This is a genomic window from Bacillus sp. GS3m_15504 (assembly GCF_055825275.1).
Genome location: NZ_JBVVNL010000031.1, coordinates 1 through 328, shown reverse-complemented (window position 1 = coordinate 328; position 328 = coordinate 1). Strand labels below are relative to the sequence as shown.

Here is a 328-nt window from a genome sequence, read left to right as displayed (position 1 = left end):
AGCCAGAAGTTACGGAGAAACCGGAAATACATGTAAAACCAGAAGAAGAGAAAGTTGAAGAAGAAACGACAGAAGAAATAAAAGAAGAAAAACCAGAAACACCAAATGTGACAGAAGAGCCGAAAGAACTAGAGAAGCCAGAAGTTACGGAGAAGCCGGAAATACATGTAAAACCAGAAGAAGAACAAGTTGAAGAAGAAACAATAGAAGAAATAAAAGAAGAAAAGCCGGAAGAACCGAAAGTAACAGAAGAGCCGAAAGAACTAGAGAAGCCAGAAGTTACGGAGAAACCGGAAATACATGTAAAACCAGAAGAAGAGAAAGTTGA

At 38.4% G+C, this 328-nt stretch carries 1 pseudogene; it reads left to right on the top strand.

Annotated elements, in window-relative coordinates:
• Window positions 1-328: pseudogene (locus tag AC0L0O_RS30045) on the top strand (Cna B-type domain-containing protein); the annotation flags it as partial.